We start from the raw sequence: 13,138 nt of genomic DNA on the forward strand, positions 1-13,138 counted from the left end.
TCGTGGCCACCGTCAATGGAATCATCGTCCACATGATCATGATTGTTCGAGTGCTGTACGGTTTGGCCGACCAAGGCAATGTTCCGCCGATTCTCGCCAAGGTAAGCCTCAGAACCGGCACGCCCATCGTCGCGACCCTGTGCGGCGTCGCGGCGATCCTGATCCTCGCGCTCGGCGTTCCGCTCACGGGGCTGGCCGAATGGACATCGCGATTGACACTCGCAATCTTTGCCCTGGTCAATTTAACCTTGCTTCGCATCAAGCTTACGGAGCCGAAGGCGCCGCCTAACGTATTCGTCGTGCCGGCATGGTACCTCTCGCGGGACTCCGCACCAGCGCTTCTGTGCTCCTGATCGACCTCATGGGGTAAGGCGGCAAGCTGTCCCCTCGGCGCAGAATCCCTACTATCACTGAATTCGCAATTCAGTTTGAGCTTAGTCCCTTCGTGCGCGCCGTTCACGCGGATTGCCGCCAAGTGCACGCGCGTCGGCGCTATCCAGCCTGATGGGCCTACGCACGGCCTGGCAGCTATTCTGCGGCAACCTGTGACGGCTTGGCAGCGAGGCGCGTCGCAAAGCTGACGACGCACAGGACCGCCACGTTCACCGCGAGCGCGACGACGCCGATGTTCAGGTCTTGAACCTGCGATGGCAGCCAGGACACCGCGTGAAAGTTTGCGCCGGTCAGGCTTACGACGGCGACCGTGGAGACGCCGGCAAGGATCCCCGCGGCGGCGCCCTCTCTAGTCGCGAGATTACGTTTTGCGAGACTGAGCACCAGGGAAGGAAACAGCTGGGTCACCAGACTGTAGCCCATCAGGAGGAGTGCCACGATGGTCTCCCCGCCGTTGAGGGTGAAGAATACCGCGACCAGCCCAACGAGCGGCACTAACAGCTTTGCGAGCCGCGATATCTGGCGGTCGTCGGCCAACGGGTTGACCGCGCGGTAGAGATTGTTGGCAATCAGGGTTGCGGCGGTGATCAAGATCATCGAGCCGGGTACCAGTGCCGTGAGTACGCCCGTCGCACCAATCACGCCGACGAACCAGGGATCGAACGTCTTGACTGACAATTTGAACAGGGCGAGGTCGATGTTCGAACCGGCTAGTCCGGGAACCTGCAGGGCCGCCGTGAATCCGACGAGAAAGACGAACAGCAGGATTAGCTGATAGAGCGGCAGCACGACGGCGTTCTTGCGGATCACCGTGGCGTTCTTGGCGGTGTAGATCGACGCGAACGAGTGCGGCCACATGTAGAAGCCGAGCGCGGTGAGCAGCACGGTCGACGAAAACCACCACAGGCTTTCGCCGTGCGGCGGCAGCACCGTGAAGCCCGGCTTGGCCTGTTCGATAGCAGCAAACATCGATCCCAGCCCGCCGTAATAATGATAAGGTAGATAGATCCCGAGGAAGACAACGACGGCTACGATCATGATGTCCTTTGCCACCGAGGTCCAGGCGGAGCCGTGCACGCCAGAGACCATCACATAGGCTGCGACGATGATGGCGCCGATCCAGACCGCCACGCTCGAGGAGATCGCGCCATAGCCGGCGACTTCGACGATGATGCCCAGGCCCCTGAATTGAAGCACGAGATAGGGAATCAATGCCACAACGTCCACGAGCGCTACGATCAGGCCGAGCATCGGACTGTCGTATTTGCGCGCGAAGAAGTCAGATTGGGAATAGAGCTGGTTGTCCTTGGCATATCGCCAGATCGGCGGCAGCATGAAATAGGAGAGCACATAGGCGAGCGTCCCGTAGCAGAGAATGTAATAGGCGGGAGCGCCTTTCCCGTACGCGTAGCCGCTGCCTCCGAGGAAGGTGAAGGTGGTATAGATTTCGCCGGCAAGCAGCAGGAATACGAACATCGCGCCGAAACTGCGCCCGCCTACGGCCCATTGTTCGAGATTCATGTCCTTGCCGCGACTCGCCAGGAACCCGAGAGCCAGCGCGAGCAGCGCGGCGGCGGTGATGAAGGGCAGCGCGCCGTTCATGGCTCATCCCTGCCGGTTGGCTGGGTCGGTCGCATAGATCACGGCCATGATGAGAGAGGTGAGCAGGATCCAGGCCACGATCCAGACCAGCAGGAACGGTAGATCAAGAATGCGCGGGGTTGCGCGGTTGACGAAAAACGGCCCGACGATGAGAGCAAGGAACGGAAGAATGGCCAGCAGGCGGATGCTGCGCATGAACAAGAACTCTCGTTGTGAACACCTTCCCTCCTGCTGAGGTGAAAAGCCAACTTTGCTGCGAAAGTTCCAACACGATGTCAGCTGCACATACGACGGTGTTGGAACACGGGGCACCGCCCAAGTTTCTCACAACGGTGTTATATCAGGATCAGAAGGGTAAGAGCGCCGTCGGACTCCCTGCACGCGATCAGGCCAACCTACGGGGGTTGGCCCCGGCGGACCATGGCCGCTTTTGACCTAGCGCAAACCGAGCAACCGGATCTCGCTGGCGGAACATTCGAGCTGCGGCCCATCACGGGCATCTGCCGCGGAGAGCGGAAAATTTCCCGCGACTAAGAACGAACACCCATCTGCGAGGTTACACTGCAAACCTTGCGAGGTGTGACATGCGCAATTCAGCCTTAGCTATCGTCGCTATCGTCGCGTTCAACGTTCCTAGCCTCTTCCCCGTCGCTGCGTGGGCTCAGCAAGCAGGACCAGACACAACCCAAGTACAAAACGACATCCGGCGAGACCCCGATACACAGCAATCAGACCGCGCTCGCAGTCAGGACAATCCCGCAACGCCCGAGCGATCGCAGCAGTCCCAAACTCAAAGCACTCCAGTTCAGCCGGAGCGCACGCCTCAGCAGTCCGACGAAACCCGGGACCGAGAGCGACGCAGCGCAGAGGAGACGCGGATCAATCGAGATTGGACCACGCGGCAGCGTAGTGAGGACCGCATGGACAACGATCGACCGAGCCAACGCCGTATGGGCCGCATGATGGATCAAGATGACGATCACCGAACCATGGGACGCAACTCACGTCGGGACGAGGACGACATTGATCGCGGCCGGGGATTTGGCTTTGGAGAACGGAACGAAGGCCGTTCCTACTACGAAATCGGGCCGCGTCCTCGCGTCAAGACTTGCTTCGAATATGAGAACGGGGATGAGTTCTGCCGGTATCGAGACTAGAGAGTAGACCGTGGGTTCGGTTCAGGCTAGTCGTCAAAAGGGCCCGAAAAGCGTGTCGAACGGCTGTATTCCGTATGGCGCGGTGCGGTTGTACAATCGAGGTGCTGATCTGCCTCTCGCAGCTCGACTCTGGGCTGGGTTGCGAGACGTACTGTGGGTCAATGGGTCTTTCCTCGAGCGGACCTGGCGCAGTACCGCCCAAATTTGAGAAAAGTAACGCGGAATTCCGTTTTAAGTAACGGCACAAGTTGAAGTGCCAATCGCCCCGCAATGGCCATCGGATTGAGCGTTACTTTTTCCCTCATTGCGCGTTACAGTTCTGGGGTAGTAACGGGGGGCGTCGACAAAAATCTGCCTACGCCGCTTCCTATGAAGTCTTGCCCGAAATCGCCGCCTGCTCAAGCCCGAGCCGGACCTGGGAAGCTTTCGCGGCCGAGCACGCCGAGCACGCCCGCTGCACCGAAATCCTGGAGGCTGTTACCAAGGGTGAGATTTCCCCTGACCTCCTCAGGCAAGTCGGCGGCGCCAGCCCTGTCCCGTGCGCCCGATGTGGCGCTGATTGATGCGGGGGGCGTGAAATTCCAGGTGACGGTCCTTAAGATCCTGGTGAGCTATCCGGATGGCTTCGCCGTCATGGAGGACGTCAAACGCGACATGGCCCTCCTGGCGACCAGTGGCCGCGAATGAGCGGACCGGACCAAGCGCCTCGCCGCGCGAGTGCCCGATCTCGACATTTTTCCCAGGGGCTGGTCGAACGCATCAGCGGCGGGTGGCAGATCATGTCCAAAGGACAGCCGGTGCTCGAGTTCGCGCCGCTTCTGGCGGAGTTAGCGGGTGATCTCCGGAAGAGCCATCGCGTTCAGGACCCGGTCCGGTGCCACGCCGCCCTTGCGCGCCATCTCGACGCCCCAATGCATGTGGTCAAGCTCGGGGACCGAGTGGGCGTCCGGATTGATGCTCATCATGCAGCCGAACTCGAGCGCTGCTTGGTGCCAACGCCAGTCGAGATCTAGACGCCACGGATGGAAGGCGCGAAGTAGAGGTCTTCGCGGCACCGCACTCCGTTCGGTAAGCCAGCATTCCGAGAAGGCGGTCGCGAGAGACCGGCCCTACTGGCGTTCATGCTCTAATTGTTCGGCAAGTCCGTCATATTCTTCAGTCAGATCCTTGAGCTTTTCAGCGAATTCGGGGTGAGCCACCCCTTCAGCTAGTTGACGCAACCACACGGCTCTCTTGCGCGACCTTTCCGTGTCAAGGTCGATAGGGACTTTCGGATGCATTTGCTTCAACCCCCGTGCTCACAGAAAAGCCGCCCCGAAGAGCGGCCTTTCCATCCTTGGACGGAATTGTGTGCGGCGTTCGAGCGCCGTCTTTGGCAGACGTCGAAGCATACTCCCACTCCTCGGGCGATTACCATCGTGCAGCGCACCAAACCCTTCGTGCTGCCGCACATCCAGCGGCAGTGTTGTGCTAGGTCGCCGAGACGCTGCGCTTCCCTAGCCTGATCAGCGAATGAGCCTACCAATGTGGAAAGCCGCGGTCGCGGCATAAACAAGTAGAGCAATGCAGATGCCCCGTGTTAGTTGAGGTTTTGACTTGCAGCCACTTGACCGAACCTTCTCGCCCGAACGGAGGTCTTCATAGTCAGGATTTTCCTGACGGCGACAAGCGATCTCCCGACTGCCTGGCGAGCTGCCAATCACTACATTCCGTTTGGCCCGAAGTGTCGTTCGTGGAGACTCCCGTGAAGAAACGTATTTTTTGAGGGCGCCCCGACCGGCAACTTTTTGCGCAGTATCAGAAACTACCCCGCCGTAGAGGCCAGAGAACTCGCGTGTAGATGCCGGCAAGGCTCGGGCTGCAGGCATGGGCCTCGCCTGCGTACACACAAGTGCCTGCTTATGTCCGCATGTGCAATTGCTTGATCGACAACTTCACTCTACCTGCGACGTCGACACCGCAGGTTGTTGAATCGCGCGCTCCCCATAGGAGCAGCTCTGTAGGAGCCATCTGAATGTACGGCAGCCTGCTGCTACTCGTCATCCTTGTCGCTCTCTCCGCCTTCGGCCTCGTGGCCTTGGAGGTCGCGGCGCGTCGATCGCCCGGCGGCAAACCTCAAACGACCAGGCCGAAGCGGCCTGTGAGATAATCCACTTTTCTCGCCCCATCTGCTGGAGATTGCCCAGTCAACAGCAGCCGTGCAACGGCGGCGAGTGCGGCGGTCTGTCGTTTATCGGCAGATGCGCACCCGGTTGGCAATACGCCCTCCCCGGCAGTAGCGTTGAGTAAGGTCCGTACCGTACGCACCTTGATGGTGAGCTTCCATGGCCATGCGCATCCTTGCGGGGCTCCCGCCACCATTCTAAAACCTTTTCTAGTTAAACTGGTCCAGCAAGTCGGACTTGTGCGATGCGTCTGCGTCAGGAATCCTGACCCGCTGCTCGACAACTCTGCACGCGACGGGACCGTTCTGACGCTATATGAGCCGCGCATGTCAGGCCGTGGATGCGACCATTGACCAACTTGCCCTCCGGCGATGGGGTCGGTCTGCTTCCCGCGTCACGGGAGGAAGCGGACATGAACATCTGGACCGGAGTTGCGATGTTGGCAATCGCAGCAGTGCTCATCTTCATCGGTCGCCCCAACAGGCCGGCGAGCATCCAAAGTTCTTGCGCTTCGAAGCCGCAATGGTGCTCTACCCGCCCACCATCTTGAGTTTCATCGAACTCGGCGCGGCGGCGCTCATTTCGGGCCTACTGACCAGGTAACGACGCCAATATCGCGGCTCACAAGATCAGGCTGTTGCTGCGTGACCTTGCGAGTAGAGCTCGCCGAAACGGCATCGGCCGATGCGGCACATTGCTAAGCTTCTTGCTTGTCCGGCTCGGAAGCAATGCCCCTGCGGCGAACGACTTCGGAACTCCAAGTAGTTGCTAGGGCCTTACTTGCTCGGTGCTGAGAGACGAGCCGGCGAGTGATCACTTGATCTGCCCGTCCCATTCGGAGGCGAAGTCCGTGGGCCACTCGTTGCATACACGTACAGGGCCACGACAAACATCAGAACGGATACGACGGTGACAATCCAGCCGACGGGGCCGTTCGCGCGGGAGCCCCACAAGTTTGATCTGCTACCGTTTGGTTGAGACATTTTATTCTCCCAAGCCAACAATACTAGACCGCGGCCTTTCAGCACATGAGGCTTCTTAGCGCAGTTCGGTTCGGGCATGATCCCCACGAAAACCGGATTCGGAGGCTTCGTTTTGCTGGTCGCACTCGTCGTTGTTTTCGTCGTGGTTTATGCCGCTATAGCGCTTGAGCACCCGATCCAAATAGAGAAATCAGCTTCCGCCCTTTTTGGCGCCGGCCTGCTCTGGACGATCTATGCCGTGGGAGCAACTGACCACGACGCTATCGTCGAACAGCTCCGCGAGACCATCGGCTCGACTGCAGGGATCATATTTTTCCTGATGGGCGCCATGACCATTGTCGAGGTCATCGACGCGCACGACGGATTCGAGATCATCACCTCGCAGATCAACACAAAGAAGTTGACGACCCTGCTGTGGCTCATCTGCGCCGTGACGTTCTTTCTGAGCGCGGTGTTGGACAATCTCACCACCACGATCGTCATGGTCTCTCTGATCAGAAAACTGCTCGACAAGCAAAGTGATCGGCTGTTGTTCGTCGCGATGATTGTGATCGCTGCCAACGCAGGCGGCGCGTGGTCCCCCATTGGAGACGTCACCACAACCATGCTGTGGATCGGTGGCCAGATCACCGCTCTCGCCATAGTCAAGACGCTATTCCTCGCGTCCCTCACGAACATGCTGATCCCGCTGCTCATCGTGAATTACCAGCTGCGGGGGCGAACTTTCGCTTCTCCCAAGATCGATGGCAGCGACGATGCGTTCACGCCCGCCTTCGAACGAAACGTCATGTTCACCCTCGGGATTGCCATCCTGGTCCTGGTGCCAGCGTTCAAAACCGTTACGCACCTGCCGCCTTTCATGGGCATCCTCTTCGGCTTGGGAACATTGTGGCTCGTCGGCGAGATCATTCATCGCCGGAAGCAACCGCTGGAGAGAAGGCCGTTGACCGTGGCGCACGCTCTCACCCAGATCGACCTCAGCTCAATCGTCTTCTTCCTGGGCATTCTGCTGGCCGTTGCCACGCTGGAGCACACCCATATCCTGGCCGCCCTTGCAGCTTGGCTGGATCAAAGCATCGGCCGCACCGACGCAATCGTGCTCGCGTTGGGGCTGCTCAGCGCCATCGTCGACAATGTTCCATTGGTCGCAGCATCGATGGGCATGTATGGAATGGGCCAGTATCCACCAGACAGTTTCCTTTGGGAATTCATCGCCTACTGCGCCGGCACGGGCGGATCGATACTGATCATCGGCTCCGCTGCGGGCGTTGCCGCGATGGGAATCGAGAAGATCCAGTTCATTTGGTACATGCGAAAAATCAGCGTACTCGCGCTCCTCGGATACTTCGCCGGAGCGGCGGTATACATTGTGCAGTTCCGGTACTTTCACTGAACGCAAGACGCGCACGCGCCGAGGCAGCTTGAATGGATCCGCTTGCTCTTCCGATCCAACGCTCCCCTTCAGCCTTGCAGTCTGCAGGCCTGCGCGGCCGCAGTCCGGTCGCGCGTGCTATCCTTGCCGAACATCCAGACGACGCCTGGGATGCGCGGGGATTTACGCTGCTGTACTTTTCAGTGTGTCCAACCCTCGGCCGGGCCGCGAAACGCACCACCCGCGCCGGCGTGACGTGAAGGATTGAAGGCCTGAAGTAGGCTGTCTTCGAGACGCAGCACCGCTCAATTTCCAACCACAACAAACAGAAGCGCGGAAGCAGACATGTCCGACGAGCGACGGTTCGACATCTTGTCCCCGGATTTTCACGCGAACCCTTTTACGACGCTCGACCGCATGCGAACCGAAGGCCCGGTGGTGCGCTTGAGATTGCCGATCGTCGGCCGCACCTGGCTCGCGGCGAGCCATGAGAGCTGCGCAGAACTGTTGAAAAACAGCCAGGACTTCGAGCGCGATCCCGCTAACGCCGGAAGCAGAACGCAAGAGCGGATATTGAAAGTTCTCCCGGGGACGCTCGGGCTTCTTGCGTCGAACATGCTCGGCCACGACGATCCGGAGCACCGTCGCCTGCGTGCCCTCGTCGACCACGCCTTCCAGAGGCGCACGATCGCAGCTCTCAAGCCGACGATCGTTGAGACGGCCGATCGGCTGCTCGACAAGCTGGACGGCAAGCCCGAGACCGATCTCATGGCAGAGTTCTGCCGATATCTGCCCCTTTCGGTAATCTGCGCGATGCTAGGGTTGCCGGAGAAGGATCACGAGCGGTTCAAGAACTGGTTGGGTGGGTTGAAGGACACTGCGAATGTCTTTGCGGTGATCCGCGCCATCCCCGGTGTGATCAGCGTCGTGCGCTACCTTCGACGCGTTTCGAGACCCGGTGGCGGGGCGCGGCCTGAGGGTCTGATCGCTGCGCTACGCGAGGCGGAGATCGAAGGCCACACGCTCAGCGAGGACGAAATCGTCTCCATGATCTTCCTGCTCTTCGGTGCGGGACAGGAAACCACTACACATCTGATATCGGGCGGTCTCTACGCGCTGCTCATGAATAGGGACCAGTTGAGCCGGTTGCGCCAAGACCCGGGCCTGATGCCCACATGCATCGAGGAATGTCTTCGTTACGTCTCCCCCGTGCAGATGACCAAGCCTCGTTTCGCAACCCGGGATTTGATCTGGCAAGGACGCCAGGTCCGGCGCGGCGAGATGTTTGCGGCATTCCTTGCCGCAGCGAACTGCGACCCGGCAAGGTTCGAGCAGCCCCACACGTTCGACATTACGCGCCACCCAAATCCGCACCTTTCGTTCGGCACCGGCGTACACTTTTGCCTCGGCTTCCAGCTCGCGCGCGCAGATGCGTCGATAGGAATTCAGCGCATCCTGGATCGCTTTCCCGACTTGCGGCTTGCCCGTGGGCCCGAAGACATCAGGTGGCACAAGCGGCTTGGCATCCGCGCGCTGGCGCGATTGCCGGTGCGACTAGCGGCCTGAGCGCCGGCATCTCCGAGGGTCCGAGACCTGGGTCATCGGCTGCTCGGCGCCTTGGCCGCCTCTCTCGATCACCGAAGGATGTTGCGGATATGCCAAACCATAGTGGCGGCATAAACGAGGAGAGCGATGCAAATGCCACCTGCCAGTTGAGGCGTCGAAAGAGACGCTCTCGTCAGGAAGAAGACGATGCAAAACAGGACGACCACGCCCAGCAAAGACGGCACATGTTTCATATTCGCCTACCAATTCTTCTCGCCTCCGGAGCAATGCTACCCTTCCGCACTCAAATACCTCGCCTCGGTCACCGGCCTCCAGCTCACGAGTCGTAGCAGGGCCGCGGCTGATGAAACCGTAGATTTCCCCGCTGCGGGTCGAAATGAGCCGAATGGAAGAAGGACGTTCCACATTGGCGCTCGTGTACGCCTCTGCCGCTGCGATCAGTGCGTCACGGCCAAGCGGTCGTAGGCGGGATGCCGTGGATTCAGATGCAGGTCCGTCTCGACGATCATCACCTGGGTCACTCCGGAGGATTGGACCTCGACGGCAAACGACACGAACGAGACATGCGGGGCTCTAAAGGGCATGGGTCACACCTCACAAGAGCCGGACTTGGCTGAAGCCCCAGCCGAGGCCGAGCATCGCTGCAACAAGCGAGCCGAGAAGGACGCCCAGTTTCGCCGCCGTCAGGAGTCCTTCATCCGCGAAGGCGAGCATCGAAATGAAGATCGACATGGTGAAACCGATCCCGGCCAGCAGCCCGACCAAGCAGACCCCAGCCCAGGAAACTCCCGGAGCCAACCGACACCAGCCCAGTCGTACGGCCGCCCAAGTCGCGCCGACGACGCCAAGCGGCTTGCCGGCGACCAAGGCGAGCGCTGTGCCCAGCATCACCAAACGTCCACCGGCGGGTAGATCGACGCTCGTCAGGCCGACGCCGGCGTTCGCCAGCGCGAAGATCGGCATGATGACGTATGCCACCCACGGATGCAGCGCCGTCTGCACCCGAGAGACCGGCGGCAGTAGCTCCCGTTGGGCCACGCGCAGGTCCCGCAGGGGTTGGGCCAACCTGTGCGGATCCTTCGCCCTGACCGCATCGCTGCTTCGCAACTGCTTGAGAGCGCGAGAGACCATCTCCAGTGGTGGTTCCCGCATCGGGATGGCGCGCGCGGGAGTCATCACCCCGAGCAGCATACCCGCTAGGGTGGGATGGATCCCAGCCGCCATGAACCCGATCCAAACCAGAGAACCAGGTAGGACGTAGAAAAGCGCAGAGCCGACCCCGATCCGGCGAAAGCCCAGGACGGCGACAACGCCGATCATCGACACGACGAAACCGCCAGGCTGAAGGCCTGCGGTGTAGAAGAGCGCGATGATCAGCACTGCAATGATGTCGTCGATGATAGCCAGAGCAAGGAGGAAGACCCGCAAATTGACCGGGATTCTTCGTCCGAGCAGGGCGAGCACTCCGACTGCGAAGGCGATGTCCGTCGCCGTAGGCACGGCCCAGCCCTGCCCTCGATCCGGACCGGCGTTAAGACTCAGATAGATCAGTGCCGGGACGACGACGCCACCAATCGCCGCGACCAGCGGCAGCATGGCCTGGTCCAGCCTGCTCAGCGCGCCTTCGTGGACTTCCCGCCGAATCTCCATGCCCACGACGAGGAAGAACACGGTCATCAGCACGTCGTTGACCCAGAAATGCAGCGAGCGTGAAAAGACGAATTCTCCCAGGGCGATCGTCACCGGAAGGTGCCAGAAATCGTGATAGCTGTGAGCCACTGGGGAATTCGCCCAGATCAGTGCAGCGGCGGCGGCAGCGAGCAGGACCGCACCGCTGACAGCCTCGACATGCAGGAACCGCTGAAGGGTGTTGAGGGCCTGTTCGGCCAGCCGCCGGGCTTTCGGCAGATCGTCAAACGGAGGATTGTGGTTCACGGGCGCAGGATCTCCGCGTGGCGGCCCGACCATCGCTTTCCTGTCGCTGTCGATACAGCGAACACCCGAACCCCGGTTATACATCGCATGGGCGTCATTTCAACCTTCCACGACGGAACACGGCGTCCGGAAAGTCGGCCGTGGAGAGGATCAGGCGGCAGCAGCTGCATCATCCGCCCTCTCGGGCGGCACTCATTCCGGGTGTGTGTGCTCGCAGGCGCTCGGAATCCTTTCAGGCTCTGGAGCGGTACCGGCGCGCTAAAACGCCTGGCAGGCTCCGCCCTTGCGCTTGACGGGTCGTCCCCGGCGTACTGAAATCCCCGCTCCGGCTGGTGTTGCGGGGAGTTCTACAGGGGCTTTGCGCAGCGCTGAGCAACACGACACCATAGGTTGCCGCCAGGATCGGAGTTTTGGTCCGGCTGTCCGGCAGCGAGAGAGCAAGCGCCGCGGATGTGCCGCCGCGCACGCCCGCTGTTACGTACTCCAAGAGGAGCGCACTTGCGGGTGCGCTCCTCTTGTGCGACGACGCGGTTGGAACACGACTATCAGTGCGTAACCAGCGGACACGCCGAGTCGGTCAACTTTCCGAATGCTTCTTCGCCCGACATCGTGTGAACCAGTTTGTAATAGTCCCAAGGTTGTTTGGACTCATCGGGTTTCTTGACCTGCATGATATACATCTCATGCTCCATCAGGCCGTCGGCACGGATCTTGCCGTTGCTAGTGAACATGTCGTCGATCTTCATCTTCTTGAGCTCCGCCATGACCTTCTCTGAATTGGTGGAGCCGGCAGCCTTGACCGCGTTGAGGTAGCTCATGGTCGCCGAATAGTAGCCCGCCTGATTCATGGTGGGCTCGCGCTTCGTCTTCTCATAGTAGCGTTTGGCGAAGGCCCGGGTCTTCTCGTTAAGATCCCAATACCAGCCGGTGGTGAGGTACAGGCCCTGTGCGGTCTTGAGGCCGAGGCTGTGAATGTCGCTGATGAAGGCGAGCAATGCGGCCGGCTTCATTGTCTTGGCGATGCCGAACTCGTCGGCAGCCTTGATCGAATTGGTGAAGTCGTTGCCGGCATTGGCGAGTCCAAGCACCTGCGCACCTGCGTTTTGGGCCTGGAGCAGATAGCTTGAGAAGTCCGACGTGGAGAGCGGAACGCGCACGGCGCCGATCACCTTGCCGCCATTGGCCTCAACCACCTTCGAGGCGGACTCCTGCAACTGGGTGCCGAAGGCGTAGTCGGCGGTGAGGAAGAACCAGGTTTTACCGCCCTGCTTGACCATGGTCTTGGCGGTACCGTTGCCGAGCGCCGTCGTGTCGTAGACGTAGTGGACCGTATAGGGTGTGCAGTCCTTGCCGGTCAGTGATGCGCCGGCTGCGCCGATAGCGATGAACGGAATTTTCTTCTCCTTGGCGACATTGTTCATCGCCAGGCTGACTCCCGTGTTCGATCCGCCGAGAATCATCGTAACGCCATCCCGATCGGCCCATTCGCGCAATTTTTGGGCTCCAACGTCGGGCTTGTTCTGGTGATCGGACACCATGAACTCGATCTTGTTCCCGAGCACGCTGCCGCCAAAATCCTCGATCGCCATCTTGGCCGCCTCGACGCCGCCGGGGCCGATCACGTCGGCATACAGGCCGGACATATCGTCGATATCGCCGATCACGACCTTGTTTTCGGCCGCGTGTGCAGTCGTCACCGACATTGACGCCGCCAGCAACAGTTGAACCGTTCTTACCGCAATGCATTTCATTTGACGTGTTCCTCCTTTTCGATTTCAGCGCAAGGTCGTCAAGACTCCGCGTCGTCGCGTCGCGCTCGGTGAAATCAACTAGACGCCGAGATAGCGCTGGAGCAGCTCCGGTTGTGCCTTGAGCTCCCGCGCCGGCCCCTCGTGCACGATGTGTCCGTTGTTGATGATGTAGATCCGGCTCGCCAGCGCCAGCGTCGCCGCCAAATTCTGCTCG

At 60.3% G+C, this 13,138-nt stretch carries 10 protein-coding genes and 3 pseudogenes; 5 read left to right on the forward strand and 8 right to left on the reverse strand.

Translation table 11 applies throughout. The annotated features are described in order from the left end of the window. Positions 1 to 2: 2 nt before the first annotated feature. Entirely contained in the window at positions 3 to 353 is a 351-nt protein-coding gene (locus IVB48_RS07725) for an amino acid permease (protein WP_247399123.1), read from the forward strand. 175 nt (positions 354 to 528) lie between these two features. On the opposite strand, the gene IVB48_RS07730 is transcribed toward IVB48_RS07725, so the two are convergent. Beyond that, on the reverse strand, positions 529 to 1,995 hold the full coding sequence (locus IVB48_RS07730; RefSeq protein ID WP_247399125.1) for a sodium:solute symporter: 1,467 nt from the start codon (positions 1,993 to 1,995) through the stop codon (positions 529 to 531). Between the two features lie 3 nt (positions 1,996 to 1,998). Next, positions 1,999 to 2,190 (reverse strand): DUF3311 domain-containing protein, encoded by a 192-nt coding sequence (locus IVB48_RS07735; RefSeq protein ID WP_247399127.1) that lies wholly within the window; start codon positions 2,188 to 2,190, stop codon positions 1,999 to 2,001. Between the two features lie 389 nt (positions 2,191 to 2,579). Between IVB48_RS07735 and IVB48_RS07740 the strand changes: the two genes are divergently transcribed. After that, positions 2,580 to 3,152 carry a hypothetical protein gene (locus tag IVB48_RS07740; protein WP_247399130.1) on the forward strand — a complete coding sequence of 191 codons (573 nt, stop codon included), beginning with the start codon at positions 2,580 to 2,582 and terminating at the stop codon, positions 3,150 to 3,152. A 573-nt stretch (positions 3,153 to 3,725) separates the two neighbouring features. Next, positions 3,726 to 3,961 (forward strand): annotated as a pseudogene (locus IVB48_RS41300) (hypothetical protein); the annotation flags it as partial. Positions 3,962 to 3,979: 18 nt separating this feature from the next. Here the strand turns inward: IVB48_RS41300 and IVB48_RS07750 are convergent. Both IVB48_RS07750 and IVB48_RS07755 read right to left on the reverse strand, forming a co-directional pair. Next, positions 3,980 to 4,177 (reverse strand): annotated as a pseudogene (locus IVB48_RS07750) (DNA polymerase/3'-5' exonuclease PolX); the annotation flags it as partial. A gap of 84 nt (positions 4,178 to 4,261) precedes the next feature. Continuing rightward, positions 4,262 to 4,432, reverse strand: coding sequence for a hypothetical protein (locus tag IVB48_RS07755; RefSeq protein WP_247399132.1), 171 nt, complete (start codon positions 4,430 to 4,432; stop codon positions 4,262 to 4,264). A 1,980-nt stretch (positions 4,433 to 6,412) separates the two neighbouring features. Here IVB48_RS07755 and nhaD point away from each other — a divergent pair. Further along, entirely contained in the window at positions 6,413 to 7,693 is a 1,281-nt protein-coding gene (gene nhaD, locus IVB48_RS07760) for a sodium:proton antiporter NhaD (protein WP_247399135.1), read from the forward strand. Between the two features lie 324 nt (positions 7,694 to 8,017). After that, on the forward strand, positions 8,018 to 9,238 hold the full coding sequence (locus tag IVB48_RS07765) for a cytochrome P450 (protein ID WP_247399138.1): 1,221 nt from the start codon (positions 8,018 to 8,020) through the stop codon (positions 9,236 to 9,238). A 437-nt stretch (positions 9,239 to 9,675) separates the two neighbouring features. Here the strand turns inward: IVB48_RS07765 and IVB48_RS07770 are convergent, their stop codons facing one another. From IVB48_RS07770 to IVB48_RS07790, 4 genes and pseudogenes are all read right to left on the reverse strand, one after another. After that, positions 9,676 to 9,822 (reverse strand): hypothetical protein, encoded by a 147-nt coding sequence (locus IVB48_RS07770; RefSeq protein WP_247399140.1) that lies wholly within the window; start codon positions 9,820 to 9,822, stop codon positions 9,676 to 9,678. A gap of 10 nt (positions 9,823 to 9,832) precedes the next feature. Next, entirely contained in the window at positions 9,833 to 11,206 is a 1,374-nt protein-coding gene (gene nhaA, locus IVB48_RS07775; RefSeq protein ID WP_247399143.1) for a Na+/H+ antiporter NhaA, read from the reverse strand. Positions 11,207 to 11,718: 512 nt separating this feature from the next. Then, positions 11,719 to 12,876 carry an ABC transporter substrate-binding protein gene (locus tag IVB48_RS07785; protein ID WP_247399145.1) on the reverse strand — a complete coding sequence of 386 codons (1,158 nt, stop codon included), beginning with the start codon at positions 12,874 to 12,876 and terminating at the stop codon, positions 11,719 to 11,721. 126 nt (positions 12,877 to 13,002) lie between these two features. Then, a pseudogene (locus tag IVB48_RS07790) lies at positions 13,003 to 13,138 on the reverse strand (ABC transporter ATP-binding protein); the annotation flags it as partial.

The organism is Bradyrhizobium sp. 76 (genome assembly GCF_023073025.1).
In the GTDB taxonomy this organism is placed as follows: Bacteria; Pseudomonadota; Alphaproteobacteria; order Rhizobiales; family Xanthobacteraceae; genus Bradyrhizobium.